Genomic DNA, 25,751 nt, shown 5'->3' on the forward strand with positions numbered 1-25,751 from the left:
GAGCCCATCGCCATGGCCTTGTTACAACTGGAGCGCATCAGCGCACAGTACCCCGGTGCGGCCGAGCCGGTGTTGTCGGATATTTCCCTCAGTCTGGGGCCCCAGCAGTTGCTGGTGGCCCTCGGGCCGTCGGGCAGCGGCAAGACTTCGCTGCTGAACCTGATCGCCGGGTTCGTCGAACCCAGCGCCGGGCGCATCACGCTCGACGGTGTGCCGGTCAAGGGCCCGGGCGCCGAGCGCGGGGTGGTGTTCCAGGACGATGCCCTGCTGCCCTGGCAGGACGTGCTGGCCAATGTCGGCTTCGGCCTGGAACTGGCCGGTGTTCCTCGCCAACAGCGCGAAGCCCGTGCCCGGGAAATGCTCGCACTGGTCGACCTGGCGAACTTCGACTCGCGCCGTATCTGGCAACTCTCCGGCGGTCAGAAACAACGTGTCGGCCTGGCCCGCGCCCTGGCGGCGGACCCGCGGGTGCTGCTGATGGACGAGCCGTTCGGCGCCCTCGATGCCTTCACCCGTGAACAGATGCAGGAGCTGTTGCTGCAAGTCTGGAAGCGTACCGCCAAGCCGGTGTTCCTGATTACCCACGATATTGAAGAGGCGGTGTTCCTTGCCACCGACCTGATCCTGCTGGCACCCGATCCGGGACGGGTGGTGGAACACCTGAAGCTGGATTTCGGCCAGCGCTACAGCGCCGGCGAATCCGCCCGCTCGATCAAGTCCGATCCGCGTTTTATCGAAACCCGTGAGCACGTGCTGGCCCGTGTGTTCTCCCAGCGCAGCGCCGCTTCGCGGCAGGAGTTCGTATGAGCAGCTATGAATTGCCGGTGGCGGCCGCCACCAAACCGACCGTGCCTGCGGCACGGCGCAGCTTGAGTACACGCTGGATCAGCGTGCTGACCCTGCTGGGGCTGATTGCCCTGTGGTGGGCGGTCACCGCCTTCGGCGTGATCGAGCCATTGTTCCTGCCACCGCCGTCGGCGGTGCTGGAGAAGGGTTGGCTGCTGGTGACCAAGGGCTATATGGATGCGACCCTCTGGCAGCACCTGGGTGCCAGCCTCGGCCGTATCGGCCTGGCGCTGGGGATTGCCGTGCTGACCGCCATCCCGGTGGGCATCGCGATCGGTCACAACCGGATCGCCCGCGGTATCCTCGACCCGCTGATCGAGTTCTACCGGCCGATCCCGCCGCTGGCCTACCTGCCGCTGATCGTGATCTGGTGCGGTATCGGCGAGCTGTCGAAAGTGCTGCTGATCTACCTGGCGATCTTCGCCCCGATCGCCATCGCGACCGCCACCGGCGTGCGCACCGTCGACCCGGCCAAGCTGCGCGCGGCGCTGTCGCTGGGCGCGACCCGGGCACAGCTGATCCGTCACGTGATCCTGCCCAGCGCCCTGCCGGACATCCTCACCGGTGTCCGCATCGGGCTGGGCGTCGGCTGGTCGACGCTGGTCGCCGCCGAGCTGATCGCGGCCACCAGCGGCCTGGGCTTCATGGTCCAGTCGGCGGCACAGTTTTTGGTGACCGATGTGGTGGTGCTGGGGATCCTGGTGATTGCCCTGATCGCCTTCGCCATGGAGATGGGCCTGCGCGCCCTGCAACGCAAGCTGGTGCCGTGGCACGGCCAGGCTCACTGACAGACTTGATTTCGCCGAGCGCTCGGCGCGTATTTTGAAGAGAACCGACCATGAGCCTGACCCTTACTCCCCTGAGCGCGGCCCTGGGTGCGCAGATCGATGGCATTGCCCTGAGCGAGCCGCTCAACCTCGAGCAGCGCGACGCCATCGAGCAGGCGCTGCTCAAGTACCAGGTGCTGTTCTTCCGCAACCAGCCGCTGAACCCGCAGCAACAGGCGGCGTTCGCGGCGAATTTCGGCGACCTGCATATTCATCCGATCTACCCGAACGTGCCGGAACAGCCGCAGGTGCTGGTCCTCGATACGGCGGTCACCGATGTGCGTGACAACGCCATCTGGCACACCGACGTGACCTTCCTGCCGACCCCGGCGCTCGGTGCGGTGCTGGCGGCCAAGCAGTTGCCGGCCTTTGGCGGCGACACCCTGTGGGCCAGCGGGATCGCTGCGTTCGAGGCCTTGTCGGCACCGTTGCAGCGGCTGCTGGACGGACTCACGGCTACGCACAATTTCATCAAGTCGTTCCCCGTCGAGCGCTTCGGCAGTACGCCGGAAGATCTGGCGCGCTGGGAGGAAACCCGCCGGAACAATCCGCCGCTGTCCCATCCGGTGATTCGCACGCATCCGGTGAGCGGGCGCAAGGCGCTGTTCGTCAACGAGGGCTTCACCACCCGGATCAATGAGCTGGAAGAGGCGGAGAGCGAAGCGATCCTCAAGCTGCTGTTCGCCCACGCGACGCGGCCGGAGTTCACCATCCGCTGGCGCTGGCAGGAGAACGACGTGGCGTTCTGGGACAACCGCGTGACCCAGCACTACGCAGTGGATGACTACCGGCCGAACCGACGGGTGATGCACCGGGCGACCATCCTCGGTGACGCGCCGTTCTAGCACTCCTCAGGGAGCAGGCATTCTTGCCGTGGGAGCCAACTGTCTTTAGTGCGCCGCCGATGAGCGGTCAGACTGCCTGTGGGGGCGGTGGTGACGGTGCTGGCCTATTCGCGGATAAACCGGGGCGCCGGACCGCCGGCTCCCACAAGTTTTTCAGAGCGGGATGTCGCGCTTGGGCAGGTACGGCGGCAGGTACAGCCCCAGGTAGGCGTCGAACACCCGCATGCCTTCCTCGGCCATGCGCGGGGTGATCTGGTCGTGCAGTTGCATCGAGCGCGCATAGACCCGATCGCCCAACTCCATCGCCAGGGCGAACACGTCGACATCCGTCGGCAGCGCCGGCAGTTCGAAGTGGCGGATGAACAGCTTGTGCATCAGGTCGCCCAGCTCGATATCGTGTTGGCGGTCGGCCTGGGTCACCTCGGTCAGGCCGTGCTGGGCGAGGATCAGTTGGCGGGCCGCCGCGTCTTCGCTGTAGATCACCATCATCCGCTGCTCCACCAGCCGTGACAGGTCGCGCCAGCTGTTGAGGCTGGCGTGGTCGATCGGTGCCTGCAGGCAGGCGCGGAAGGCGGCGTGGACGTCGGCGGTGAGGGCTTCGAGCAGGGCCGGGACGCTGGCGAAGAAGTGGTAGACCGACGACGGCGGAATCTGCGCGCGCTCGGCGACGCTGTAGATCGACAGGTTGGCCACGCCTTCGGCGGCCAGCAGGTGGCGGGCGGCGTCGAGAATCGAATCGATCCGCGCCTGGCTGCGGGCACGGGGTTTGCGAGCGGTGGCGGGGCGGGGCATAGCGTTCTCCGGCAAGGGCTGCGGGGATTGTACGCGAGGTCCTGTGCAGGCTGTGAGATCGCCAAAAGCTTCGCGGATAAATCCGGCTGCACAATGATCGTGCTGAACGCAAACCCTGTGTACGGCGCAAAGCTGGGGCGGCGGATGTATCCGCGAAGAGGCCACCTCGATGCCCCCGTCAAAAAAAACGCCGCGGGCCCAGGGGCCGGCGGCGTTCTTCCTTCTATTACCGCACCCGCTTAAACGGTATGCAGGTACCAGTTGTACTCGAGGTCGGAGATGGAGTGTTCGAACTCTTCCAGCTCGCTCTCCTTGCAGGCCACGAAGATGTCGATGTACTTCGGATCGATGTACCGGGCCATGATCTCACTGTCGTCCAGCTCGCGCAGGGCATCGCGCAGGTTGTTCGGCAGGCTCTGCTCGTTCTGTTCGTAGCTGTTGCCTTCGGTCGGTGCCGGTGGCTCGACCTGGTTGGTCAGGCCATGGTGTACGCCGGCCAGGACCGAGGCCATCAGCAGGTACGGGTTGGCGTCGGCTCCGGCCACGCGGTGTTCCAGGCGCACGGCGTCCGGCGAGCCGGTCGGCACGCGCAGGGCCACGGTGCGGTTGTCCAGGCCCCAGCTCGGCGAGTTCGGTACGTAGAACTGCGCGCCGAAGCGGCGGTAGGAGTTGACGTTCGGGCAGAGGAAGGCCATCTGCGCGGGCAGGGTCTCGAGCACACCGCCGATCGCGTGACGCAGCGCGGCGTTCTGCTCGGGATCCTCGCTGGCAAAAATGTTCTTGCCGTCCTTGTCGAGTACCGAGATATGGACATGCAGTCCGTTGCCCGCCTGGCCCGGGTAGGGCTTGGCCATGAAGGTGGTGTCCATTTCATGGTCGTAGGCGATGTTCTTGATCAGGCGCTTGAGCAGGACCGCGTAGTCGCAGGCCTTGATCGGGTCGGCCACGTGGTGCAGGTTCACCTCGAACTGCGCCGGGGCGCTTTCCTTGACGATGGCGTCGGCCGGGATCCCTTGCTCCTTGGCACCTTCGAGGATGTCCTGGAGGCAGTCGACGTATTCATCGAGGTCGTCGATCAGGTAGACCTGTGTCGAGTGCGGGCGTTTGCCGGAGATCGGCGAGCGGGGAGGTTGTGGGCGGCCATTCACGTTCTCCTGGTCGATCAGGTAGAACTCGAGTTCGAAGGCGGCGCAGATGGTCAGACCGAGGTCGTCAAACTTGCTTACAACTTGGCGGAGCACTTCACGAGGATCGGCGAAGAAAGGTTCGCCTTCGAGTTCGTGCATGGTCATCAACAGTTGCGCGGTGGGTCGCTTTTGCCAGGGCTCGTTGCTCAGGGTGCCGGGAATCGGGTAACAGATCCGGTCGGCGTCGCCGATGTCCAGGCCCAGGCCGGTGCTTTCCACCGTCGAGCCGTTGATGTCCAGGGCAAAAAGTGAGGCCGGCAGGTTGATGCCTTTCTCGTAAACCTTGTGGAGGCTGGTGCGTTCGATGCGCTTGCCTCGCACCACACCATTCATATCCGCAATCAGAAGGTCAACGTACAGAACCTCAGGATGTTCCTTAAGGAACACGTTCGCTTCGTTAAGCTGAACGGCACGCGGGGTACCGACATGATGCAACACCTTTGTTGTTAAAAATATCAATCATTGATCTTTTCTGGTTTCAGTCAACCCGAACGGCATGCCGAAGTCAAGCGAGGCAATTTCTGCCCTGAAAAAGCGCCCGAGTGGCTTTTTTGGGGCATTTTGGGGCGTTTTTTTCCCGCTGACTCCCGTGGGCACCGCAGGCTTGAGCGGGCCGTGTTGTATTTTTTACGGGGGTGTTGTGTAAAAAAATGAACAAGGCTAAGCTCGATTAAAACCCATAACAGCAATAATACCGGGGTGTTTCATGTCTCGCCTGCCGTTGATCGGCGTCACCGCCTGCTCTAAACAGGTGGGTTTGCATGGTTATCACATCAGTGGTGACAAGTATGTCCGCGCAGTCGCAAGCGCTGCCCAGGGCTTGCCGCTGATCATCCCCTCGCTGGCGGAACTGCTTGAACCGTCCGATATTCTGGACAGCCTCGACGGCCTTCTTTTTACCGGCTCTCCCTCCAACGTCGAACCGCATTTGTACGGTGGCCCGGCCAGTGAGCCAGGCACTGCTCATGATTCTGCACGCGACCGCACCACCCTGCCGCTGATCCGTGCCGCCGTGGCGGCCGGCGTGCCGGTGCTCGGCATCTGCCGCGGTTTCCAGGAGATGAATGTGGCGTTCGGCGGCAGCCTGCACCAGAAGGTTCATGAAGTGGGAACCTTTATCGATCATCGTGAAGACGAGAGCCAGCCGCTGGAGGTCCAGTACGGCCCCGCGCACCCGGTGCGGGTGGAGCCCGGTGGGGTCCTGGCGGGGCTCGGGTTGCCGGCGGAGTTCGCGGTCAACTCGATTCACGGCCAGGGCGTCGACCGCCTGGCCGCTGGCCTGCGGATCGAGGCCCGGGCCCCGGACGGCCTGATCGAGGCGGTCTCGGTGATTGGCGGCAAGGCTTTTGCTAACGCCTTTGCATTAGGTGTGCAATGGCATCCGGAATGGCAGGTCGAAAGCAATCCGGTCTACCTCGCCATTTTCCAGGCGTTCGGCGAGGCCTGCCGAAAACGGGCAAAACAACGCGACACTGATGCTTTAACGAGCGCCTGACTCCTATTATGTAGTTCAGGAAACCCAGCCCAGAGGCATTTATGAGTAACAACCTCGACCAGCTCACCGATTGGTTGAAAGACCACAAGATCACAGAAGTCGAATGCATGATTGGCGACCTCACCGGCATCACCCGGGGCAAGATCTCGCCGACCAACAAGTTCATCGCCGAAAAGGGCATGCGTCTGCCTGAAAGTGTCCTGTTGCAGACCGTGACCGGCGACTACGTTGAAGACGACATCTATTACGAACTGCTGGACCCGGCCGACATCGACATGATCTGCCGCCCCGACGGCAACGCGGTGTACCTGGTGCCCTGGGCCATCGAGCCGACCGCGCAGGTGATCCACGACACCTACGACAAGCAGGGCAACCCGATCGAGCTGTCGCCGCGCAACGTGCTCAAGAAGGTCCTGAAGCTCTACGCCGACCGCGGCTGGCAGCCGATCGTCGCGCCGGAGATGGAGTTCTACCTGACCAAGCGCAGCGACGACCCGGACTATCCGCTGCAACCGCCGGTGGGCCGTTCCGGGCGCCCGGAGATCGGTCGCCAGTCGTTCTCCATCGAGGCCGCCAACGAATTCGATCCACTGTTCGAGGATGTCTACGACTGGTGCGAACTGCAGGAGCTGGACCTCGACACGCTGATCCACGAGGACGGCACGGCGCAGATGGAAATCAACTTCCGTCACGGCGATGCCCTGTCCCTGGCCGACCAGATCCTGGTGTTCAAGCGCACCATGCGCGAGGCGGCGCTCAAGCACGACGTGGCGGCCACCTTCATGGCCAAGCCGATGACCGGCGAGCCGGGCAGCGCCATGCACCTGCACCAGAGCATCATCGACATCCAGACCGGCAAGAACATCTTCTCCAATGAGGATGGGACCAAGAGCGAGCTGTTCCTCAACCACATCGGCGGCCTGCAGAAGCTGATTCCCGAGCTGTTGCCGCTGTTCGCGCCGAACGTCAACTCGTTCCGCCGCTTCCTGCCGGACACCTCGGCGCCGGTGAACGTGGAGTGGGGCGAAGAGAACCGCACTGTCGGCCTGCGGGTGCCGGATGCCGGCCCGCAGAACCGCCGGGTGGAAAACCGCCTGCCGGGCGCCGACGCCAACCCTTACCTGGCGATCGCCGCCAGCCTGCTGTGCGGCTATATCGGCATGGTCGAAGGCATGACACCGAGCGCGCCGGTGGTCGGTCGTGGTTACGAGCGGCGCAACCTGCGCCTGCCGCTGACCATCGAGGACGCCCTGGAGCGCATGGAAAACAGCAAGACCATCGAGAAGTACCTGGGCAAGAAATTCATCACTGGCTACGTCGCGGTAAAGCGGGCCGAGCATGAAAACTTCAAGCGTGTCATCAGTTCGTGGGAGCGGGAATTCCTGCTCTTCGCCGTCTGATGCAGCGGGCGCGGCGGGTATCTGGCCGCGCCTTCACTGGAATCTAGGAGATCCGTATGACCAGCAACAACCCGCAAACCCGTGAGTGGCAGACCCTCAGCAGTGATCATCACCTGGCTCCCTTCAGTGACTTCAAGCAATTGAAGGAAAAGGGCCCGCGCATCATCACCAACGCCAAGGGCGTCTACCTCTGGGACAGCGAGGGCAACAAGATCCTCGACGGCATGGCCGGCCTGTGGTGCGTGGCGGTCGGGTATGGGCGCGACGAACTGGCCGAGGCCGCCAGCCAGCAGATGCGCGAACTGCCCTACTACAACCTGTTCTTCCAGACCGCCCACCCGCCGGCGCTGGAGTTGGCCAAGGTGATCTCCGAGATTGCGCCCGAGGGCATGAACCACGTGTTCTTCACCGGTTCCGGCTCCGAAGGCAACGACACCATGCTGCGTATGGTCCGCCACTACTGGGCGATCAAGGGCCAGCCGCAGAAGAAGACCATCATCAGCCGCAAGAATGGCTATCACGGCTCCACCGTGGCCGGCGCCAGCCTGGGCGGCATGACCTACATGCACGAGCAGGGCGACCTGCCGATCCCGGGCATCGTTCATATCCCGCAACCCTACTGGTTCGGCGAAGGCGGCGACATGAGCCCGGAAGAGTTCGGTATCTGGGCGGCCAACCAGTTGGAGGAGAAAATCCTCGAACTGGGCGTGGACAACGTCGGTGCGTTCATCGCCGAGCCGATCCAGGGGGCCGGTGGCGTGATCGTGCCGCCTGAAAGCTACTGGCCGCGGATCAGGGAGATCCTCGCCAAGTACGACATCCTGTTCGTCGCCGACGAGGTGATCTGCGGGTTCGGCCGTACCGGCGAGTGGTTCGGCAGCGATTTCTACGGCCTCAAGCCGCACATGATGACCATCGCCAAGGGCCTGACCTCCGGCTACATCCCGATGGGTGGCCTGATCGTGCGTGACGACGTGGTCGCGGTGCTCAACGAGGGTGGCGATTTCAACCACGGTTTCACCTACTCCGGGCACCCGGTGGCCGCGGCGGTGGCGCTGGAAAACATCCGCATCCTGCGCGATGAAAAAATTATCGAACGGGCCAAGGCCGAAACGGCACCTTATTTGCAGAAGCGTCTGCGGGAACTGAACGATCACCCGCTGGTGGGTGAGGTTCGCGGTGTGGGTCTGCTGGGGGCCATCGAGCTGGTCAAGGACAAGGCCACCCGTGCGCGCTATGAAGGCAAGGGCGTCGGCATGATCTGCCGGCAGTTCTGCTTCGATAACGGGCTGATCATGCGTGCCGTCGGCGACACCATGATCATTGCCCCGCCACTGGTGATCAGCAAGGCCGAGATCGATGAGTTGGTGGCCAAGGCCCGTCAATGCCTGGACCTGACCCTGAGTGCGTTGCAGGGCTAGGTGCTAGGCTCTGAGCGGGGGCGAGTTGCAGGCGCTTTCGCTCGGAGTGATCACAAAGGCGGGTCTTTCCTTGAAAGCCGGCCTTGGATCTTGCCAGACTACCCCACTGTTCCGAGTTGCCCGGAAATCGGCCGCCGAACAGCTGGTTAAAAAGAAAAATTGGAGCATGACGCATGAAGGCATTAGGTTTGAAGAACGCTGGCAAGACTCTCCTGGCCCTGTCCATGGCCGGAGCGATGGCCGGTGCCGCTCACGCGGACGACAAAGTGCTGCACGTTTACAACTGGTCCGACTACATCGCACCGGACACCATCGCGAACTTTGAGAAGGAGTCCGGGATCAAGGTCGTCTACGACGTATTCGACAGCAACGAAACCCTGGAAGCCAAGCTGCTGGCCGGCAAGTCCGGTTACGACATCGTGGTGCCGTCCAACAACTTCCTGGCCAAGCAGATCAAGGCTGGCGTCTACCAGGAACTGGACAAGTCCAAGCTGTCCAACTACGACAACCTGAACAAGTCGCTGCTCAAGGCGGTTTCGGTCAGTGACCCGGGCAACCAGCACGCCTTCCCGTACATGTGGGGCTCGATCGGCATCGGCTACAACCCGGAGAAGGTCAAGGCCGCGCTGGGCGTGGACAAGATCGATTCGTGGGACACCCTGCTCAAGCCGGAGAACATCGCCAAGCTCAAGAGCTGCGGCGTGAGCTTCCTCGACTCGCCGACCGAGATGATCCCGGTGGCGCTGCACTACCTGGGCCTGCCAACCGACAGCCAGAAGAAGGATGACATCAAGAAGGCCGAGGATCTGTTCCTGAAGATCCGTCCTTCGATCACCTACTTCCACTCGTCCAAGTACATCTCGGACCTGGCCAACGGCAACATCTGCGTAGCCGTCGGCTACTCGGGTGATATCCAGCAGGCCAAGTCCCGCGCTGCCGAAGCCGGTGACAAGGTGAAAGTCAGCTACGCCATTCCGAAGGAAGGTGCCGGCAGCTTCTATGACATGGTCGCCATTCCGAAAGACGCGGAAAACGTCGACGGCGCCTACAAGTTCATGAACTACCTGCTCAAGCCGGAAGTCATGGCGGCGATCACCGACAGCGTGCGTTTCCCGAACGGCAACGAGAAGGCCACCGCACTGGTCGACAAGAGCATCACCAGCGACCCGGGTATCTATCCGCCAGCGGAGGTGCAGGCCAAGCTCTACGCCATTGCCGACCTGCCTGCCGCTACCCAGCGTGACCTGACCCGCAGCTGGACCAAGATCAAGTCGGGCAAGTGACCGGCCTGATGTAACACGCTCCACCTGCTGGAACCGGACTCATCCGGGCGCCGGTTCCAGCAGGATAAATATCAATCAAAGAAAACTTTTGCTGGATCGGCTTATCGAGGGTAAGTTGCGCGCCGGTTTTGTCATCGGGCGGTTTGGCGCCATATGGCCCGGGCAACTCAGGCCCAACTATTGAGAGGACCTCCGAGTGTCTATTTCTTTGTTTTGCAAGACTTTGCTGGTTGGCGCAGGCCTGACGCTGGCTGCGGGTGCGTACGCTGCCCCGACCGTGCATATTTATAACTGGTCCGATTATATCGGCGAGAAAACCCTGGCCGATTTCGAGAAGGCCACCGGTATAAAACCGGTGTATGACGTCTTCGATTCCAATGAAACCCTGGAAGGCAAGTTGCTGGCCGGACATACCGGGTATGACGTGGTGGTTCCGTCCAACCACTTCCTCGGCAAGCAGATCAAGGCCGGCGCCTTCCAGAAGCTCGACAAGTCGCTGCTGCCCAACTACGCCAATCTCGACCCGGTGCTGATGAAGCGGCTGGAGAAGAACGATCCGGGCAACCAGTACGCGGTGCCGTACCTGTGGGGCACCAACGGCATCGGCTACAACGTCGAGAAGGTCAAGGCCGTGCTCGGCGTCGACAGGATCGACTCCTGGGCGATGCTGTTCGAGCCGGAAAACATCAAGAAGCTTTCCAGTTGCGGCGTGGCGTTCCTCGACTCCGCCGATGAAATGCTGCCGGCGGTGCTCAACTACATGGGCCTGAGCCCCAACAGCACCAACGAGAAGGACTACAAGGCGGCCGAGGAGAAACTGCTCAAGGTTCGTCCGTACGTCACCTATTTCAACTCGTCCAAGTACATCACCGATCTGGCCAACGGCGAGATCTGCGTGGCGGCCGGTTTCTCCGGCGATGTGTTCCAGGCGAAGAAGCGCGCCGAAGAAGCGAAGAAGGGCGTGGATATCGCCTACGTGATTCCCAAGGAGGGCGGCAACCTCTGGTTCGACATGCTGGCGATTCCCAAGGACGCCGGCAACGTGAAGGAGGCCCATGCGTTCATCAATTATCTGCTGCAACCTGAAGCGATCGCCCAGGTCAGCGATTATGTCGGATATGCCAACCCGAACCCAAAGGCTGGCGAACTGATGGATCAGTCCGTGCGCACCGACGAAGCGGTTTACCCACCGCAAGCTGTTGTGGACAAGCTGTACGTCAACTCGGAACTACCCCCGAAAATCCAACGTGTGATGACCCGTAGCTGGACCAGGATCAAGTCGGGCAAATAGTCCGCAAGGACTCGGGTCAAACCATTCAATGCCAGGCCGTCTGGGCCTCGCGGCTAAATTTTGTTGGGAGTTTTGCAAATGGCTGTTGCCTCCGGCGCCTATAAGAAAGCCCTCGAGGGCGACCAATCACCCAAGCAGGTGTTGGTCAAGATCGACCGGGTCACGAAGAAGTTCGACGAGACGATCGCCGTGGACGATGTGTCCCTGGAAATCAGAAAGGGCGAGATCTTCGCCCTGCTCGGCGGCTCGGGTTCGGGTAAATCCACCTTGCTGCGCATGCTCGCAGGTTTTGAACGGCCGACCGAAGGCCGGATCTTCCTCGATGGCGTGGACATCACCGACATGCCGCCCTACGAGCGGCCGATCAACATGATGTTCCAGTCCTACGCGCTGTTCCCGCACATGACTGTGGCGCAGAACATCGCCTTCGGCCTGCAGCAGGACCGCATTCCGAAAGCCGAGATCGATGCCCGCGTGGCCGAAATGCTTAAGCTGGTGCAGATGAGCCAGTACGCCAAGCGCAAGCCGCACCAGTTGTCCGGTGGCCAGCGCCAGCGGGTGGCCCTGGCCCGTTCCCTGGCCAAACGGCCGAAACTGTTGTTGCTCGACGAGCCCATGGGTGCTCTGGACAAGAAGCTGCGCTCGCAAATGCAGCTTGAGCTTGTCGAGATCATCGAGCGCGTCGGCGTGACCTGCGTCATGGTGACCCACGACCAGGAAGAGGCCATGACCATGGCCGAACGGATCGCCATCATGCACCTGGGCTGGATCGCCCAGATCGGCAGCCCGATCGACGTCTACGAGACCCCGACCAGTCGCCTGGTCTGCGAGTTCATCGGCAACGTCAACCTGTTCGAAGGTGAAGTGGTCGACGATGCCGAAGGTTACGCGCGCATCGCCAGCCCGGAGCTGGAGCGCAACATCTACGTCGGTCACGGCGTGAGCACCTCGGTGCAGGACAAGCACGTGACCTACGCGATCCGCCCGGAGAAGCTGCTGGTCACCACCACCCAGCCGGAGTGCGAGCACAACTGGTCGCGCGGTAAGGTCCACGATATCGCCTACCTGGGCGGTCACTCGGTGTTCTACGTCGAGCTGCCGAGCGGCAAGCTGGTCCAGTCCTTCGTCGCCAACGCCGAACGCCAGGGCGCACGGCCGACCTGGGGTGACGAAGTGTTCGTCTGGTGGGAAGACGACAGCGGCGTGGTACTGCGCTCATGAACATGCGAAAACTCAAGCGCCGGTTGCAACGAATAACCCCCTCTGGCCGTCATGTGGTCATCGGGATCCCTTTCATCTGGCTGTTCCTGTTCTTCATGCTGCCGTTCTTCATCGTTCTGAAGATCAGCTTCGCTGAAGCGGATGTGGCGATTCCGCCGTATACCGAGATCTACACCTTCGTCGAGCAGAAGCTGCAACTGGTGCTGAACCTCGGCAACTACTCGATGCTGGGTGACGACGAGCTGTACCTGGCGGCGTACCTCGGTTCGTTGAAGATGGCCTTCTTCAGCACGCTGCTGTGCCTGCTGATCGGCTATCCGATGGCCTATGCCATCTCCAAGGCCCGCAAGGAAGTGCAGACCGTGCTGGTGCTGCTGATCATGATGCCGACCTGGACCGCGATCCTGATCCGCGTCTATGCCTGGATGGGCATCCTCAGCAACAACGGGCTGCTCAACGGCTTCCTGATGTGGACCGGGCTGATCAGCGAGCCGCTGCAGATCCTCAACACCAACCTGGCGGTGTACATCGGCGTGGTCTATTCGTACCTGCCGTTCATGATCCTGCCGCTTTACGCCAACCTGGTGAAGCACGACCCGAGCCTGCTGGAAGCCGCGTCCGACCTGGGCTCGAGCACCTTCAACAGCTTCTGGAAGATCACCGTGCCGCTGTCGAAGAACGGCATCATCGCCGGCTGCATGCTGGTGTTCATCCCGGTGGTGGGCGAGTTCGTGATCCCCGAGCTGCTCGGCGGTCCGGAAACCCTGATGATCGGCAAGGTGCTGTGGCAGGAGTTCTTCAACAACCGTGACTGGCCGGTGGCGTCCGCGCTCGCCGTGGTGATGCTGGCGATCCTGATCGTACCGATCATCCTGTTCAACCGCAGTCAGGCCAAGGAAATGGAGGGCCGGGTATGAAGCGCTTCAGTTTCTCGAACCTGATGCTGGTGGTGGGCCTGCTGTTCATCTACCTGCCGATGCTGATCCTGGTGATCTACTCGTTCAACGCCTCCAAGCTGGTGACGGTGTGGGGTGGCTGGTCGGTGAAGTGGTACGTCGGCCTGCTGGACAACACCCAACTGATGGGCTCGGTCGGCCGCTCGCTGGAAATCGCCTGCTACACCGCCCTGGCGGCGGTGGCGCTGGGCACCCTGGCGGCGTTCGTGCTGACCCGCATCACCCGCTTCAAGGGCCGCACGCTGTTCGGGGCATGGTCACCGCGCCGCTGGTGATGCCGGAAGTGATCACCGGCCTGTCGCTGCTGCTGCTGTTCGTGGCCATGGCGCAGATGGTCGGTTGGCCCCAGGAGCGTGGCATCGCCACCATCTGGATCGCCCACACCACGTTCTGCTCGGCCTATGTGGCGGTAGTGGTGTCGGCGCGCCTGCGCGAGCTGGACCTGTCCATCGAAGAGGCGGCCATGGACCTGGGCGCGCGGCCGTGGAAGGTGTTCTTCCTGATCACCATCCCGATGATCGCGCCGTCGCTGGCGGCGGGCGGCATGATGTCGTTCGCCCTGTCGCTGGATGACCTGGTGCTGGCCAGCTTCGTGTCCGGGCCGGGTTCGACCACCCTGCCGATGGAGGTGTTCTCGGCGGTGCGCCTGGGCGTCAAGCCGGAGATCAACGCGGTGGCGAGCCTGATCCTGCTGGCGGTATCGCTGGTGACCTTCCTGGTCTGGTACTTCAGCCGTCAGGCCGAAGAGCGTCGGCGCAAGGCGATCCAGCAGGCCATCGAGGAAAGTGCGGCGGACTCCTGGAAGCAGCCGGATGTGCGGCGTGCACCGGCTGCGGCGGGAACCGCCGCGTAGCCTGCTGAAAAAGCTTCGCGGGCAAGCCCGTTCCCACAGTTTTGTGTCGAGCGACACGGACTGTGGGAGCGGGCTTGCCCGCGAATGGGCCTGCGAGGATTCAATCGGCCCAAGGCGATTGCCGGATCACCTCGACGAAATTCATCGGCGTGAAGCTCACGTCCTTGTCCTTCAGCACGTCGGTCTTGACGTTGCCGAAGGTGGTCTGCGGACGATGGCGCAAGCCGTCGGCAAAGGCGCAGATGATGCACTCCTTGAACTTCTCCCCCGTGGATGCGCATGCACCACCGCCTCGCGCTGGGCGGCGGGAAACGCGGCGTAGTCCATCCCCAGCACATCCATCTCCACGCCCGCGGTCACCAGGGCCACGGTCGGGCGCAGGTATTGCGGTATGCCCGGCGTGGTGTGCAGGGCGATCGACAGCCAGACCTGCTCGATATCGTCGTCCGATAGCCCATAGGGCTGCATGAAGGCCTTGGCGGCGTTGGCGCCGTCGACTTCGAAGCGGTCGTTGTCACTGCGCTGGCCTTCGACCAGGCCGAGGTCGTGGAACATCGCGCCGATATAGAGCAGTTCCGGATTGTAGGCCAGTTGCTTGCGCTGGCCGCTCAGGGCGCCGAAAAGGAACACCCGGCGCGAGTGGTGATAGAGCAGATCGCTTTCCACATCGCGGATGTATTCGGTGGCGGCCCGGGCCAGTGCGCTGTCGGGGATCCGTATGCCGGCAATGGTGTCGCTCATGGTCATGACTCCTGTGGCGAGCGCCGCAGTGGCGCCGATGGGATCAGTCTGGCGCCGGGCGGATTTGGCTGCTATCGATACAGGGTGACGATTCCGGCCATTCGCGGCGGGTTTCGTGCCAGCGGCCTTATGCACCTCGTATCCCGGCGAGGCTTTGGTTACCGTAGGTCCGGTTCGGCCAGGAGTGCTCCAGCGCCGGATGTCGATCCGCAAGAGGCTTTACCATGACCCGCACCGTTGCCGTTGTCGTGTTCCGCGGCGTCCAGTCCCTGGATGTCACCGGGCCGATGGATGTATTCGCCGAGGCCAATCGCTTCCTGCCGCCCGAGGCCGGCTATCGCCTGGAGGTGGTGGGCGTCGAGCAGGGCTGGGTGGCGTGTTCCAATGGCCTGGCGATTCAGGCGCATCGGCATTTCAGCGAGGCCCTGGAACGCTACGACCTGCTGTTGTGCGCCGGCGGGCCGGATCTGCCGGGGCAGGACTTCGGCGCGGAATTCCATGCCTGGCTACGGGCCGCCGCCGTTCGCGCGGGCTGTTCGGCTCGATCTGCAACGGTGCGTTCATGCTGGCGCGGGCCGGTTTGCTGGAGGGGCGCACGGTGACCACCCACTGGAATGACGCCCAGGCACTCGCCGAGCTGTGTCCGACGGCCCAGGTCGAGGCTGATCGGCTCTACGTGCAGGATGGCGAGTTGTTCACGTCCGCGGGGGTGACGGCGGGGATCGACCTGTCGCTGTACCTGCTGGCCCGCGAGCAGGGCAGCGACATCGCGTTGCGCGTGGCCCGGCGGTTGCTGGTGTTCACCCAGCGTTCGGGCGGCCAGTCGCAGTTCAGCCCCTACCTGACGCCCCATGCCGAACCGGACTCACCGGTGGCCCGGGTGCAGGAGTATGTGCTGGCGCACCTGACGGCGGACCTGAGCATTGCCGAGCTGGCGAAGGCGGCGAACATGAGTGCGCGCAACTTTTCCCGGGTATTTGTCCGCGAGAGCGGGGTAACTCCGGCCCAGTTCGTCGAAAGCGCGCGGGTGGATGCGGCGCGGGTGCTGCTCGAAAGCGGCGGTGTGCCGTTGAAGACCATCGCCTATGAGTGCGGGTTTCGCGATGCGCACCATCTGCGCAGCGTGTTCCAGCGGCGGCTGGGGGTGAGTGCGCAGCAGTTTCGGCAGCATTTCGCCGGGTTGGCCTGAGGTCTTTTGGTTGGCTGTCGGGCCCCTTCTCGGGCAAACCCGGCTCCTACAAAGCCTGTGTCGTGCACAAATGCTGTGATCGCCAAATAACTGTAGGAGCGGGGCTTGCCCGCGAAGAGGCCCTTGAAGTCGACGCAACTCATGAAGTGTCCGATAGAGCCCGTGGCAACCAGGTGTCCGGGCTCTGCTGGAACGGCCAAGGGAGTCGATCAAGGCTTCAGGCTGTCGTACGCCTCCAGCGCATGCAGCGAGTAGATATAGGCCGCCCCGGCATTCAGCGAAATCGCCGTCGCCAGCGCCGCCGCGACTTCCTCGCGGGTCGCGCCGGCCTTGATCGCCGCGTCGGTATGGGCACCGATGCAACCGTCGCAGCGGGTGGAGATCGCTACGGCGATGGAAATCAGTTCACGGGTCTTGGCATCCAGCACATTGTTTTCGGCAGCGGCTTCACCCAGCTTCATGTAGGCCTGGACCATCTTGGGGTTGGATTTGCCCAGTGCGCCGAAGGCATTCTTGATGGTGGGCAACAGTTCGGACCAATTGAGGAACATGGTGGTAACTCCTGAAAGGCTGAAGGTAGACTGGCTAGGCTATGTACGAAATCGCTTGAAACTTGGTTATGCGGCGTTAAAAACCGACTCGGAATGCTCATTGACAACCAGTCAACTCCGCTTCCTCGCCGGTTTTTGCCTTGCCTAACCTGCGTTCAAACAATTTCGTACACAGCCTAAGCAACGACTCCAGTGTCATCCATTGGAGGTCGGCATTTTTGTTCGATCCACTCAACCCTTTGTCCGATAGGCGCAAATGACTTCGATCGATCGGCTCATCGGCCTGGCCGGCGTACGCGGCAGCCTGGATCTGCGCTGCCGGTTGCAGGGCGATTGGGCGCTGGACCACGAGCAGGAAAACGCCGGTATCGCGCCCTATCACATCGTGCTGGCCGGGGAGTGCCAGGTCGAGCTGCCCGACGGGCAGGCGGTTCGCCTGGGGGCGGGGGACATCCTGGTGTTGCCCGGTGGCGGTACGCACCTGTTGCGCAGCGAAGGGCGGCGGGTGGCGCCGACGGCCACGCGGGTCAGCCAGGGCGGCCTGCTGCCGCTGCACCGGATAGGCCGCGAGGGGCCGGCCCTCGATCTGCTCTGCGGACGCTTTCACTACCAGCGCGAGTCGATGCTGTTCGCCGCCCTGCCGCCCTACCTGGTGGTGTCCAGCCGCGACCTGCCGGCCAGCGATCAGCTGGCGGCGCTGGTGGGGTTATTGCGGGTGGAGGCCGATGGCGACCAGGCCGGTGGGCGATTCCTGGTGGATGCGCTGTCGTCGGCGCTGTTCACGCTGATTCTGCGGGTCTATCTGCAACAGCAGGTGCAGGCCAGCGGGACCCTTGCCCTGCTGGCCGACAAGCGCCTGAGCCGGGCCTGGCAGGGCATGCTCGACGACCCGGCCCACGCGTGGAACATCGACGGCCTGGCGGCGCTGGCGAATATGTCGCGGGCGACCTTCATGCGCGCGTTCGTCAAGGTCGCGGGGGAATCGCCGTGGGTACTGCTCACCCGGGTGCGGATGGAACTGGCTCATGGCCTGCTGAGCCGTTCGCACCTGGGCTTGAGCGAGATCGCGCTGCAGGTGGGGTATCAGTCGCAGGCGGCGTTCAGCAAGAAGTTCAAGGAGGTGTATGGGCAGGCGCCGGGGCAGGTGCGCAAGGCCGGGGGGTAGGTGGCAATCTGCCTACTTGCCCGGCACCAGCCTCAGCACGCTGCGGGTATTGGCCGACACCTCGACGTCGTTCATGTGCACCTGCTCATAGCCACCTTCCACATAGGTCTCGGCCTGGTCGCTGTAGTGCTTGTCGAACAGCACGCCGCTCTGGCCTACCGGGTTGATGGTCAGGCTGTGATCCGGGTCGGCGAAGTCGATCAGGCGCCGGGTCGAGGGGCCATAGGTGACCGGCCACGGCGCCGGGCCGATCTTCGCCGAAAGGTTGTTCGGCACTTCGTGGGTGCCCGGTGCGTCGAACGGGCCGACGTTTAGCAGTCTGTCCAATGGCTTCTGCCGACCCAGCGGATGACCGTGGGTCAGGGTGTGGGCCCGGCCCCAGACCCAGCCGCCGCTGTTGTCGCCATAGCTCGCCCTGAGGTGGGCCAGGGTCGCCTGCCAGGCCTGTTTCACCACTGCATTGCGGTTGCCGTTCCACCAGGGGGAGGTTTCATCGGCCGCCAGGCGGGGTAACGCGGCGTCCACCACGCGGGTGCTGATCAGGGTGTTGAAGTAGTCGTCGCCCAGCTTGTCATGCATGGCCGCGCGGGCCAGTTCGTAGAGGAACTGGTTGAACAGCGTGGCGCTGGTGGAACTCATCGGGTAGTCGCCTTTCCATGTCGCCAGTTGTTCCACCAGCTTGAGTTCGGCCGCGTCCTGCGCCGCCTCGCGCAGCGCCGGCAGCAATGGCTTGAGCAGCCGCGGACCATAGTCGGTGGTGGTGCCCAGTTGCAGCTTCTGGCTGTTTTCCACGCTCCAGCGCACGCTGTTGTCGGCCAACTGCCGGTTCAACTGCTGGCCGCGGTCGGCCAGGTTGTAGTAGCCGGGAATCACCATGCCGGTGGGCGAGGCCGGCTGGGTGTTGGCCGAGACGATGTAGCCGCGTGGCGGGTTTTCTTCCTGCGGGTTGGCGCTGAACGGGTAGTAGCCGTCCTTGTCCGCCTCGCCGGTGCTGCCGTCGAGGATGAAGGCCGGGTTGACCCCGTCCGGCCGCCTGGGCAGCAGCGCGGCGGCCCACCAGCCGATATCGCCCCTGGCGTTGGCCCACATCAGGTTCAGGCCGGGCGCCTGGATTCGTGTCGCGGCTTCGCGGGCCTTGTCCAGGGTATCGGCGCGATTGAGTTCGTAGAAACCCTGCAGGATCGGGTTCGGGGTTTCGAGAAAAGCCCACCACATGGCAATCGGCTTCGTCCCGGCATTGGCGCCGAGCACGTCGTTGACGATCGGACCATGGGGCGAGCGCAGCAGGGTGAAGGTCACCGGAGCCTGACCCTTGACCGCGATCTGCTGCTCGCTGCGGGTCATCTCGACCCACTGGCCGTGGTACCAGACCTGGTTGGGGTTGTCGGGGTTGGTCTTTTCGGCGATCAGGTCCAGGTCATCGTTCTGGAACATGGTCAGGCTCCAGCCGAACGCCTGGTTGTTGCCCAGAAAGGCGAACGGCACCAGTGCCTGGTGATAGCCGTACAGCTCGAAGTTCGGCGCCGACAGTTGCGCTTCGTACCACACCGCCGGGGTCGAGAAGGCGATGTGCGGATCGCCGGCCAGCAGCGGCTTGCCGCTTTTGGTCCGGCTGCCGGAGACGGCCCAGGCGTTGCTGCCTTCGAACTGTGGCACGCCGGCCTCGCGCAGGGCCTGCTCGCTGACCCGTGCCAGGGCGCCGAGCCCCTTCCAGTCGGCCGCGGCCAGGGGTGTCGGCGAGCCGAGCATGCCCTGCGGGCGCCACTCCAGGTCGAACACCTTGAGGTAGTCGGCCCCGAGCTGGTCGCGCACGTAGGTCAGCAGCGGCTCGGTACGGAAGGCGGCGGCGAAGCTATAGGACATGTAGCCGGCGATGCTGATGGTGTCTTCGGCGGTGAAGGGCCGCGGCTGAATGCCGAGCAGGTCGAACTCGATCGGCCTGGCGTGGCTGGCCTGGTACTGGTTGATGCCGTCCAGGTAGGCCTGCAGGGCCTTCCAGGCGGCGGATTGCCGGTCCAGCCGGGCGACGTACTGGTCGGCGTGCTCGCGGATGCGCAGGCTGCGGAACAGCTTGTCGGTTTCCAGGGTTTTGGGCCCCAGGACCTCGGACAGTTCGCCACGGGCCAGGCGCCGGACGATCTCCATCTGGAACAGCCGGTCCTGGGCATGCACGTAGCCCAGGGCACGGTACAGGTCGGTCTCGGATTCGGCGCGGATATGCGGGACACCGCGCTCGTCGTAGCGCACGGTGACCGGCCCCTGCAGGTTGCCCAGCGTGACCTGGCCCTGGCGCGTCGGCAGTTTGCTCTGGACGTACCAGGTGCCACCGGCAGCGACGGCGGCGATCAGGACGGCGAGAACGGTCAGGCTGCGTTTCATGCGGGGTTCCTTGTGGGGGGCGGGCTGCCGTGGTTCAGCCGCTAAGGTGTAGCACAGCCCGCCAGGCGGATGCATCGCACGAGGGGCCGATTACGCTAAAAAGTCCGGTTCGCCTTGGTCAATGGCCGGGTTCCTGCCAGGGGCAGTAGCAGCCTACGGCCATGTTGTGGGTGGCGTGCACCGGGCGGCCTTCGCTGAGGGCCAGCAGGATCGGCTCGATGAAACTGTTGCCGGAATTGCAGGTGGCGCCCTGGCTGTAGGGGCCGAAGTAGGCCAATTGGCCGTTGCGGCCCCAGATCGCCACCGCCGGGCTGACGGTCAGGTGTTCGGCTCCGGGCAGCCCCGGCAGTGGCTGGATGGCTTGCAGGTTGACCGGTAGCCGGCCCTGGCTGCCGGGTTTCTGCACGGCGTAGAAGTCCACGCCCAGCGGCGCGAAGCGCTCGATCAGTTCGCCCAGGTGCTGCTGGTTGCCGACGTTGCACGGGCAGGCCGGGTCCCAGAAATGTACCAGGCGAATACGCCCCGGGCCGGCCAATTGGGTCGGCAGGCTGAGCCGATCACCGGCGAACAGTGCGGTCTGATCGCTGAAGGCGCGGATATAGCGACCCTGGAACCAGTCGTAGGCCAGCCACAGGCCCACCGCGCAAAGCACGGCCAGCAGGCCGGCGAAAAATGTCTTGTGACGCGTCTGGAGCATGGCGATTCGGTCCTCGAAGGTCGCGTAGCTTGCCATGCCTGTCCTGACAGAAGAATATCGCAGATCAGTAAAACGCCTCGGCGTTGCCGTACTTTTTCCTGGAGGCCTTGCATGCCCGCCACCTTCGACCCCGATGCCCTGCGCGCCAGCCTGCGCCCGCTGGCCGAGGCACAGCCGTTGTCGCCGGCGGCGCAGGCCTACCAGCGTTTCTACGGCCTGGACCTGCCCCATCGCCCGGCACCGTTCACCCGCCACCTCGGCGGCTTCCGCAGCAGCGCCTTCGAGCTGGTCAGCCAGCTCTGGCTACCGCCGCAGCCGGTGGCCACCCTGTTCCTGTTCCACGGCTTCTACGACCACATGGGGCTGTATCGCAACGTCATCGACTGGGCCCTGGACCGCGGCTTCGCGGTGATCTCCTGCGACCTGCCGGGGCACGGCCTGTCCAGTGGCGAGCGGGCCAGCATCGAGGATTTCGCCGAATACCAGCGGGCCTTGCAGGGGCTGTTCGACGAGGCCCGGTCCCTCGATCTGCCGCAGCCCTGGCATCTGTTCGGCCAGAGCACGGGCGGTGCCATCGTGGTCGATCACCTGCTCCGGCATGGCCTGGACAGCCCGGCCCAGGGCCAGGTCGTGCTGCTCTCGCCGCTGGTGCGGCCGCGGGCCTGGGGCTGGTCGAAGCTCAGTTATCACCTGCTCAGGCCCTTCGTCAAAGGCATTGCCCGACGCTTCAGCGAAAACACCCACGACCCGGCGTTCATGCCGTTCCTGCAGGCCGATCCGTTGCAGCCGCAGCGCCTGCCGACCGCCTGGGTCGGCGCCCTGGCCCGCTGGATTCCGGGTATCGAAAGCGCCACGGCGAGCCCGCGCCGGCCGCTGATCGTGCAGGGCGATGGCGACATGACCGTCGACTGGCAACACAACCTGGCGGTGCTGCGCCGCAAATTCGACCAGCCCGAGGTGTTCATGCTGGCGCAGGCCCGGCATCATCTGGCCAATGAACTTCCCGAATACCGCGAACGCTATTTCCGCTTTCTCGGCGCCCACTTCTGATCGAGGCCTACATGACCGACCGCCTGCCGCAGCGTGGCGACTATCGCCACTTCCAGCCGATCCTCACCCGCTGGCATGACAATGACGTCTATGGCCACGTGAACAACGTCACCTACTACAGCTTTTTCGACACGGCGGTGAACACCTTCCTGATCGAGCGGGGCGGGCTGGATATCCACGACGGCGCAGTGGTGGGCTTCGTGGTCAGTTCCGCCTGCGACTATTTCTCCTCGGTGGCCTTCCCCGAGCGCCTGGAGGTCGGCCTGCGGGTCGGCAAGATGGGCAACAGTTCGGTGCAATACGAGCTGGCGGTGTTCAAGGCCGGTGAAGAGGACGCCTGCGCCGCCGGGCGCTTCGTCCACGTGTTCGTCGACCGTGCGAGCAACCGGCCGGTATCGCTCCCCGACGGCTTGCGCGAAGCCTTTCAGTCGTTGATCTGAATGATCCCTTCGCGCACCGCGAACAGCACCAGCCCGGCGATGTCGTGAATCCGCAGCCGGTGCATGATCTGGGAGCGGTGCGCCTCCACGGTCTTGATGCTCAGGCCGAGGCCGACGGCGATGGAACGGGTCGTTTCGCCCCGGGCGATCAGCCGCAGAATCTCCAGCTGGCGGGCGGTCAGGGCGACCCGGCTGGTCTTGGCCGGCGGTTCGTGGCTTTGCCGCACCGCCTGGTTGACCACCAGCGGCACCACCGCCGATGACAGGTACTGGCCGCCATGGCGCAGGGCCTTGAGGGCCAGTTCCAGCTCCAGCACCGTCGCGGTCTTGAGCAGGAAACCATGGGCGCCCAGTTGCAGACACTTCATCACGAAGTGCGTGTCGGTGTGCATCGACAGCATCAGCACCTTGCTGCGCGGTGCGCGCAGGGACAGTTCCTTGAGCGCGGCGACGCTGTTCATGCGCTCCATCGACATGTCCAGCAGCACGATGTCCGGCTTGAGCCTGGAGGCCAGTTCGATGGCCGCCTGGCCATCGCCCGCTTCGCCGACGACTTCGTATTCTTCTTGTTTTTCCAGCAGAGCCCGAATGCCCGCGCGAAACAGCGGGTAATCGTCGGCAAGCAGTATTCGACAAAGCATAAGCTCTAGCCCATGGCGCAAAGGGAAGGGCGCAGCAGCCGGACCGGCCTGCCACGGTTATTCGTATCTGGATTGCAACCCAGGGGTTCGCATCGATGCTGGCGACCCACGGCGGCCTCGGGTCCCGGTCAGCCGTGGCGGCTGCTGTCGCCGAAGAGCTGGATCAGTTTCGGCAGTTTCCCCAGGGGTTCGACCACCTGGGCCGCCCCCAGCCGAATGGCCTCCCTGGGCATGCCGAACACCACGCAACTGGCTTCGTCCTGGGCGACGGTGGCGGCACCACTGTCACGCATGGCCAGCAGCCCGCGCGCACCGTCGTCGCCCATGCCGGTCATGATGATGCCCAGCGTATTGGCGCCGGCCTGGCGCGCCACCGAGCGGAACAGGACGTCCACCGAAGGCTTGTGCCGATTGACCGGCGGGCCGTCGAGCACTTCCACCTGATAGTGCGCGCCACTGCGTTTGAGCTGCATGTGCAAACCTCCGGGAGCGAGCAGGGCCAGGCCGCTGTGGACGCGATCCAGGTGTCTGGCCTCGCGGACTTCGATCTGGCACAACTTGTCCAGGCGCCGGGCAAAATCGGCGGTGAACTTCTCCGGCATGTGTTGAACGATGACAATCCCCGGGCAGTCACGTGGCAATTGCCTGAGGATGAATTCCAATGCCTGGGTGCCGCCGGTGGAACAGCCCAGGGCCACCACCCGGTCCGTGGTCCTGAGCACCGTCGGGGCCGCGCCCACCATGGGGCCCGATTCTGCGGCAGGGGGGTTGTGGCGAAGGGCCATGGGCCGCGCCCGGGCGCTCTCCTCGACCTTGCGGATCAGTTCGACGCAGAGTTGTTCCAGGCTCTGGCGCAGCCCCAGCCGGGCCTTGGTGAACACTCCGACGGCACCGGCCGCGAGGGCTTCGACGCCGACCGCCGAGCCCTGCTCGGTGAGGGTCGAGCAGATCAGCGTCGGTGTCGGCCGTTCGGCCATGATCTGGCGCAGGAAGGTCAGGCCGTCCATGCGCGGCATCTCCACGTCGAGGATCAGCACGTCCGGCCAGTCGCGGCGCATCTTGTCGATGGCGTACAGCGGGTCGGCCGCCTGGCCGATCACCTTGATGTTCGGATGGCTGTCCAGGCACTGGGTCAGCACCTGGCGCACCAGGGCCGAGTCGTCGACGATAAATACCCTGATCATCGTGGCCGCATCCCCAGTAGCAATGGCCGCACGCTGTTGCGCTGGCAATCGATCGCGCCGCTGCTGCCGTCGATGTGCAGGCGGCGATAGTGCTGGCCATCGAGGTCGCAGTGGTCGACCGCCCAGTTGCGTCGGCTGAACTGTTCACGGGCGAAGGCGCTGTTGCTGTGGCCGATCCTGCGCCCGCGTATGCCTTCGAAACGCACCAGGCTGCCGCCACCGAATATGCCCTTGCGGTACTCGCCGGGGTGGGTGCCGTGGCGTTGCATGTCGGCCTGGATGCGCCGGAACACGCCTTCGCCGTAGCGGGTGTCGAGGCCGTTGCGGGCCATCGGATCGCTGGGCAGCAGGTAATGCGAGACCGCCAGCAGACGCCTGCGCGGGTGCCAGAGAATGATCGACACGCAACTGCCGAGCAGGGTGGTGACCCTGCCCTCGTGCCGGCCGAAGAAGTAGTCGCCGGGACGCAGGAAGAGCGGCGCAGTCATAGGCGTTCGTAGACCGACGGGTTGAGCAGCCGCAGCGGCAGGTCGAAACCGTGGATGCTTTCCGCATGGCCGATGAACAGCAGGCCGCCGGGCCGCAACGGCTGGACCAGGCGCTGGACGATGCGCTGCTTTTCCTCATTGTTGAAATAGATCAGCACGTTGCGCAGGAAGATCACGTCGAACGGCCCGAGCCCTTCCGGCAGCGGCTGGACGATATTGATCTCCCGCAGGCTGACCCGCTCGCGCAGGGCCGCCTGGACCCGAAAGCGCCCGCGCATGTCGCCGATGCCGCTCAGGCAGTGGCGTTGCAGCCAGCCCTGGGGAAAGTACTTGGCCTGGGCCATGTCGTAGATGCCTTCGGCGGCCTTCTCCAGCATGCTCAGGCTCAGGTCGCTGGCCAGGATCGACCAGTCGCCGCTGCGCAGGTTTTCCTGGATCACCATGGCCATGCTGTAGGGCTCCTCGCCGGACGAGCAGGCGGCGCTCCAGAACCGCAGCGGCCCCTTGCGCCCGCCGAGCCAGTTGCCGAGAAAGTCGAAGTGCGGGGGCTCGCGGAAGAAATAGGTTTCGTTGGTGGTCAGCAGGTCCACCACCAGCCGGCGTTCCTTGAGGTATTCCGGCTGGTCGAGCAGTTGCAGGTAGCTGGCATAGTTGTCCAGGCGATAATGACGCAGGCGTTTCATCAGCCGGCCGGCCACCAGCGGCCGCTTGTTCGGCGCCAGGATGATGCCCGAGGCTTCGGCCATCAGCGTCTGCAGGCGGCGGAACTCGCCGTCGCCGAGGGTCGGCAGCTTGAGCTGGCTGGACAT

Annotated in this window: 21 protein-coding genes and 4 pseudogenes; 15 read left to right on the forward strand and 10 right to left on the reverse strand. The window is 64.0% G+C overall.

Annotated features, from left to right (window positions below; all coding sequences use genetic code 11):
* The first annotated feature begins 12 nt into the window (after positions 1-12).
* Genes tauB through tauD form a run of 3 tightly spaced genes read left to right on the forward strand, consistent with a single transcriptional unit; the run spans position 13 to position 2,518 of the window.
* Positions 13-807 carry a taurine ABC transporter ATP-binding subunit gene (gene tauB, locus ACZ5KU_RS01180; protein WP_054062012.1) on the forward strand — a complete coding sequence of 265 codons (795 nt, stop codon included), beginning with the start codon at positions 13-15 and terminating at the stop codon, positions 805-807.
* Entirely contained in the window at positions 804-1,634 is an 831-nt protein-coding gene (gene tauC, locus ACZ5KU_RS01185; protein WP_054062013.1) for a taurine ABC transporter permease TauC, read from the forward strand. Before tauB ends, tauC begins: the two co-directional genes overlap by 4 nt.
* 50 nt (positions 1,635-1,684) lie before the next feature.
* Entirely contained in the window at positions 1,685-2,518 is an 834-nt protein-coding gene (gene tauD / locus ACZ5KU_RS01190; RefSeq protein WP_054058716.1) for a taurine dioxygenase, read from the forward strand.
* 153 nt (positions 2,519-2,671) lie between these two features.
* Here tauD and ACZ5KU_RS01195 read toward each other — a convergent pair whose 3' ends face one another.
* Together ACZ5KU_RS01195 and ACZ5KU_RS01200 are read right to left on the reverse strand one after the other, a co-directional pair.
* Positions 2,672-3,310, reverse strand: a complete 639-nt coding sequence (locus ACZ5KU_RS01195) for a TetR/AcrR family transcriptional regulator (RefSeq protein WP_054058715.1) — start codon at positions 3,308-3,310, stop codon at positions 2,672-2,674.
* A gap of 239 nt (positions 3,311-3,549) precedes the next feature.
* A pseudogene (locus tag ACZ5KU_RS01200) lies at positions 3,550-4,925 on the reverse strand (glutamine synthetase family protein).
* A gap of 278 nt (positions 4,926-5,203) precedes the next feature.
* Between ACZ5KU_RS01200 and ACZ5KU_RS01205 the strand changes: the two are divergent.
* The 8 genes and pseudogenes from ACZ5KU_RS01205 (at position 5,204) to ACZ5KU_RS01240 (ending at position 14,417) form a co-directional block, all read left to right on the forward strand.
* Positions 5,204-5,992 carry a gamma-glutamyl-gamma-aminobutyrate hydrolase family protein gene (locus tag ACZ5KU_RS01205; RefSeq protein WP_464736743.1) on the forward strand — a complete coding sequence of 263 codons (789 nt, stop codon included), beginning with the start codon at positions 5,204-5,206 and terminating at the stop codon, positions 5,990-5,992.
* Positions 5,993-6,033: 41 nt separating this feature from the next.
* Positions 6,034-7,392 (forward strand): glutamine synthetase family protein, encoded by a 1,359-nt coding sequence (locus ACZ5KU_RS01210; protein ID WP_054058712.1) that lies wholly within the window; start codon positions 6,034-6,036, stop codon positions 7,390-7,392.
* 56 nt (positions 7,393-7,448) lie between these two features.
* The gene (locus tag ACZ5KU_RS01215) at positions 7,449-8,813 is read left to right on the forward strand and encodes an aspartate aminotransferase family protein (RefSeq protein WP_054058711.1); all 1,365 of its coding nucleotides are present in this window, start codon (positions 7,449-7,451) and stop codon (positions 8,811-8,813) included.
* 188 nt (positions 8,814-9,001) lie between these two features.
* Positions 9,002-10,096: a polyamine ABC transporter substrate-binding protein gene (locus ACZ5KU_RS01220; protein WP_054058710.1), complete on the forward strand. Its 1,095-nt coding sequence runs from the start codon at positions 9,002-9,004 to the stop codon at positions 10,094-10,096.
* A gap of 196 nt (positions 10,097-10,292) precedes the next feature.
* On the forward strand, positions 10,293-11,387 hold the full coding sequence (locus ACZ5KU_RS01225; RefSeq protein ID WP_054058709.1) for a polyamine ABC transporter substrate-binding protein: 1,095 nt from the start codon (positions 10,293-10,295) through the stop codon (positions 11,385-11,387).
* A 78-nt stretch (positions 11,388-11,465) separates the two neighbouring features.
* Positions 11,466-12,608 carry an ABC transporter ATP-binding protein gene (locus ACZ5KU_RS01230; RefSeq protein WP_054058708.1) on the forward strand — a complete coding sequence of 381 codons (1,143 nt, stop codon included), beginning with the start codon at positions 11,466-11,468 and terminating at the stop codon, positions 12,606-12,608.
* Complete coding sequence (locus ACZ5KU_RS01235; protein WP_054058707.1) at positions 12,605-13,525, forward strand: ABC transporter permease subunit; 921 nt, start codon at positions 12,605-12,607, stop codon at positions 13,523-13,525. Before ACZ5KU_RS01230 ends, ACZ5KU_RS01235 begins: the two co-directional genes overlap by 4 nt.
* Positions 13,522-14,417: pseudogene (locus ACZ5KU_RS01240) on the forward strand (ABC transporter permease subunit). Before ACZ5KU_RS01235 ends, ACZ5KU_RS01240 begins: the two are co-directional and overlap by 4 nt.
* A 100-nt stretch (positions 14,418-14,517) precedes the next feature.
* On the opposite strand, the pseudogene ACZ5KU_RS01245 reads toward ACZ5KU_RS01240, so the two are convergent.
* A pseudogene (locus tag ACZ5KU_RS01245) lies at positions 14,518-15,158 on the reverse strand (HD domain-containing protein).
* 224 nt (positions 15,159-15,382) lie between these two features.
* Here ACZ5KU_RS01245 and ACZ5KU_RS01250 point away from each other — a divergent pair.
* Positions 15,383-16,347, forward strand: a pseudogene (locus ACZ5KU_RS01250) (GlxA family transcriptional regulator).
* 209 nt (positions 16,348-16,556) lie between these two features.
* Here ACZ5KU_RS01250 and ACZ5KU_RS01255 read toward each other — a convergent pair.
* The gene (locus ACZ5KU_RS01255; RefSeq protein WP_017904402.1) at positions 16,557-16,898 is read right to left on the reverse strand and encodes a carboxymuconolactone decarboxylase family protein; all 342 of its coding nucleotides are present in this window, start codon (positions 16,896-16,898) and stop codon (positions 16,557-16,559) included.
* 256 nt (positions 16,899-17,154) lie between these two features.
* Here ACZ5KU_RS01255 and ACZ5KU_RS01260 point away from each other — a divergent pair, with 256 nt between their 5' ends.
* Entirely contained in the window at positions 17,155-18,063 is a 909-nt protein-coding gene (locus ACZ5KU_RS01260) for an AraC family transcriptional regulator (protein ID WP_054062018.1), read from the forward strand.
* Between the two features lie 12 nt (positions 18,064-18,075).
* On the opposite strand, the gene ACZ5KU_RS01265 is transcribed toward ACZ5KU_RS01260, so the two are convergent.
* Both ACZ5KU_RS01265 and ACZ5KU_RS01270 read right to left on the reverse strand, forming a co-directional pair.
* Positions 18,076-20,442 carry a penicillin acylase family protein gene (locus ACZ5KU_RS01265; RefSeq protein WP_054059135.1) on the reverse strand — a complete coding sequence of 789 codons (2,367 nt, stop codon included), beginning with the start codon at positions 20,440-20,442 and terminating at the stop codon, positions 18,076-18,078.
* 118 nt (positions 20,443-20,560) lie between these two features.
* Positions 20,561-21,175: a DUF6436 domain-containing protein gene (locus ACZ5KU_RS01270; RefSeq protein WP_054059134.1), complete on the reverse strand. Its 615-nt coding sequence runs from the start codon at positions 21,173-21,175 to the stop codon at positions 20,561-20,563.
* A gap of 75 nt (positions 21,176-21,250) precedes the next feature.
* Between ACZ5KU_RS01270 and bipL the strand changes: the two genes are divergently transcribed.
* The gene (bipL, locus tag ACZ5KU_RS01275) at positions 21,251-22,189 is read left to right on the forward strand and encodes a phospholipase BipL (protein WP_464736744.1); all 939 of its coding nucleotides are present in this window, start codon (positions 21,251-21,253) and stop codon (positions 22,187-22,189) included.
* An 11-nt stretch (positions 22,190-22,200) separates the two neighbouring features.
* On the forward strand, positions 22,201-22,629 hold the full coding sequence (locus ACZ5KU_RS01280) for an acyl-CoA thioesterase (protein ID WP_054059133.1): 429 nt from the start codon (positions 22,201-22,203) through the stop codon (positions 22,627-22,629).
* Here the strand turns inward: ACZ5KU_RS01280 and ACZ5KU_RS01285 are convergent.
* The 4 genes from ACZ5KU_RS01285 to ACZ5KU_RS01300 form a co-directional block, all read right to left on the reverse strand.
* Positions 22,614-23,270 carry a response regulator transcription factor gene (locus tag ACZ5KU_RS01285; RefSeq protein WP_054059132.1) on the reverse strand — a complete coding sequence of 219 codons (657 nt, stop codon included), beginning with the start codon at positions 23,268-23,270 and terminating at the stop codon, positions 22,614-22,616. The genes ACZ5KU_RS01280 and ACZ5KU_RS01285 overlap by 16 nt on opposite strands.
* A gap of 128 nt (positions 23,271-23,398) precedes the next feature.
* Positions 23,399-24,454: a protein-glutamate methylesterase/protein-glutamine glutaminase gene (locus ACZ5KU_RS01290; RefSeq protein WP_054059131.1), complete on the reverse strand. Its 1,056-nt coding sequence runs from the start codon at positions 24,452-24,454 to the stop codon at positions 23,399-23,401.
* Positions 24,451-24,942 (reverse strand): chemotaxis protein CheD, encoded by a 492-nt coding sequence (locus ACZ5KU_RS01295; protein ID WP_054059130.1) that lies wholly within the window; start codon positions 24,940-24,942, stop codon positions 24,451-24,453. Before ACZ5KU_RS01295 ends, ACZ5KU_RS01290 begins: the two co-directional genes overlap by 4 nt.
* Positions 24,939-25,751 carry a CheR family methyltransferase gene (locus ACZ5KU_RS01300; RefSeq protein ID WP_054059129.1) on the reverse strand — a complete coding sequence of 271 codons (813 nt, stop codon included), beginning with the start codon at positions 25,749-25,751 and terminating at the stop codon, positions 24,939-24,941. The genes ACZ5KU_RS01295 and ACZ5KU_RS01300 overlap by 4 nt, the downstream gene beginning before the upstream one ends.

The organism is Pseudomonas sp. Tof1 (assembly GCF_055390395.1).

What these genes read in the sequence shown, in the direction of transcription:
- ACZ5KU_RS01255 (WP_017904402.1), bottom strand. Translation starts at nt 16,898, where the DNA reads ATGTTCCTCAATTGGTCCGAACTGTTGCCCACCATCAAGAATGCCTTC.
- ACZ5KU_RS01230 (WP_054058708.1), top strand. Translation starts at nt 11,466, where the DNA reads ATGGCTGTTGCCTCCGGCGCCTATAAGAAAGCCCTCGAGGGCGACCAA.
- ACZ5KU_RS01300 (WP_054059129.1), bottom strand. Translation starts at nt 25,751, where the DNA reads ATGTCCAGCCAGCTCAAGCTGCCGACCCTCGGCGACGGCGAGTTCCGC.
- ACZ5KU_RS01210 (WP_054058712.1), top strand. Translation starts at nt 6,034, where the DNA reads ATGAGTAACAACCTCGACCAGCTCACCGATTGGTTGAAAGACCACAAG.
- ACZ5KU_RS01280 (WP_054059133.1), top strand. Translation starts at nt 22,201, where the DNA reads ATGACCGACCGCCTGCCGCAGCGTGGCGACTATCGCCACTTCCAGCCG.
- ACZ5KU_RS01195 (WP_054058715.1), bottom strand. Translation starts at nt 3,310, where the DNA reads ATGCCCCGCCCCGCCACCGCTCGCAAACCCCGTGCCCGCAGCCAGGCG.
- ACZ5KU_RS01215 (WP_054058711.1), top strand. Translation starts at nt 7,449, where the DNA reads ATGACCAGCAACAACCCGCAAACCCGTGAGTGGCAGACCCTCAGCAGT.
- ACZ5KU_RS01290 (WP_054059131.1), bottom strand. Translation starts at nt 24,454, where the DNA reads ATGATCAGGGTATTTATCGTCGACGACTCGGCCCTGGTGCGCCAGGTG.
- ACZ5KU_RS01260 (WP_054062018.1), top strand. Translation starts at nt 17,155, where the DNA reads ATGACTTCGATCGATCGGCTCATCGGCCTGGCCGGCGTACGCGGCAGC.
- tauC (WP_054062013.1), top strand. Translation starts at nt 804, where the DNA reads ATGAGCAGCTATGAATTGCCGGTGGCGGCCGCCACCAAACCGACCGTG.
- ACZ5KU_RS01295 (WP_054059130.1), bottom strand. Translation starts at nt 24,942, where the DNA reads ATGACTGCGCCGCTCTTCCTGCGTCCCGGCGACTACTTCTTCGGCCGG.
- ACZ5KU_RS01265 (WP_054059135.1), bottom strand. Translation starts at nt 20,442, where the DNA reads ATGAAACGCAGCCTGACCGTTCTCGCCGTCCTGATCGCCGCCGTCGCT.
- ACZ5KU_RS01270 (WP_054059134.1), bottom strand. Translation starts at nt 21,175, where the DNA reads ATGGCAAGCTACGCGACCTTCGAGGACCGAATCGCCATGCTCCAGACG.
- ACZ5KU_RS01205 (WP_464736743.1), top strand. Translation starts at nt 5,204, where the DNA reads ATGTCTCGCCTGCCGTTGATCGGCGTCACCGCCTGCTCTAAACAGGTG.
- ACZ5KU_RS01285 (WP_054059132.1), bottom strand. Translation starts at nt 23,270, where the DNA reads ATGCTTTGTCGAATACTGCTTGCCGACGATTACCCGCTGTTTCGCGCG.
- tauB (WP_054062012.1), top strand. Translation starts at nt 13, where the DNA reads ATGGCCTTGTTACAACTGGAGCGCATCAGCGCACAGTACCCCGGTGCG.
- bipL (WP_464736744.1), top strand. Translation starts at nt 21,251, where the DNA reads ATGCCCGCCACCTTCGACCCCGATGCCCTGCGCGCCAGCCTGCGCCCG.
- tauD (WP_054058716.1), top strand. Translation starts at nt 1,685, where the DNA reads ATGAGCCTGACCCTTACTCCCCTGAGCGCGGCCCTGGGTGCGCAGATC.
- ACZ5KU_RS01235 (WP_054058707.1), top strand. Translation starts at nt 12,605, where the DNA reads ATGAACATGCGAAAACTCAAGCGCCGGTTGCAACGAATAACCCCCTCT.